This window comes from Microbacterium sp. Bi128 (genome assembly GCF_918698205.1).
Genome location: NZ_CAKKMM010001690.1, coordinates 1 through 1002 on the forward strand (window position 1 = coordinate 1; position 1002 = coordinate 1002).

1 protein-coding gene and 1 pseudogene are annotated in these 1002 nt (G+C 59.9%); both read right to left on the reverse strand.

Annotated features, from left to right (window positions below):
* A partial coding sequence (locus LQV45_RS35550) for a glycosyltransferase family 2 protein (protein WP_230012764.1) occupies nucleotides 1–725 on the reverse strand: 725 nt, incomplete at its 3' end.
* A gap of 85 nt (nucleotides 726–810) precedes the next feature.
* Nucleotides 811–1002: pseudogene (locus LQV45_RS35555) on the reverse strand (capsule biosynthesis protein CapD); the annotation flags it as partial.

Genomic DNA, 1002 nt, shown 5'->3' on the forward strand with positions numbered 1-1002 from the left:
GTCCAGAAGAACGGATGCCAAAAGCAGAAGCGGATATTCACAATATACAAGCGGAATTCCCCGCCCGCCCAGGCCAGGCGCTGCCGCCACCAGGCCCGCAGCGTCGCTGGTACCTCCGTGTTCACGGCGAACGGAATGTGTGTCATACGGTATCCAAGGCGCTCACCGAGCAGTCCTGTCTCAACATCATTCCCCTGGAAGAAGAGTGAATGCTGCGCCATGATGGCACGCATTGCGGATGTTGTTCCTGCGTGGCATGCCCCGCTCAGAAGCCACGGCATGACGAACCTGAGGCGCATGGCCAGGCGGTACTCATGCCGCTGCAACTGGACCAAGGCGGGACCCTCCGCCTGCGGCACCAGTTCAATGGAGGCGACATCGTCACCCCGCCTCCGAAGCTCTCCCACCAGCTCTGACAGCGGGCGGACCGACGTCGTGTCCGCATCCAGACATACGACGTATTCAGCGTCAACGGCAGATTCCAGTGCGTCCCGAATGACTCGGTCACGGACTGTACCGCCAGTTCGGCGACCAGTTCCGACAGAAGGCGCAACGTAATCGCTGAGGAATACCCGGAAACCATGAGTCGTCGCAATTTGGTCGAGCGACTGCCTGAAGCCGTCGGACTCACCGGATGTCGTACAGCGGATGACCTGGGAGCCGTAGCTGTGGAGAAAGTCGACGTTTGTCAAATAGCGGATATCGCCATAGATGGGAACCAGCACGTCGAATGACAAACCCTGAAGCGACTCACTGCCGGCTTCCCGGACCGCCGTTCCGAAGCGGCTGCTGCGGGCCGCCCCGACAGCGTCAACTAAGACTGCGAGAAGTGGCAGTGCCAAGAGCGCCAGAAGAGAGGCTGTCCAGTCCATCGTTTACCTTTCCGGCCGTATTGAATTCGAGGGCCTCGCGAACGAGTGCAGGATGCGCGCCGTGATCGACGAGCTCGCGAAGAAGTTCCAGTGCAGGGTCAATCGGATAGGTTCCAACATCAACCTTCAG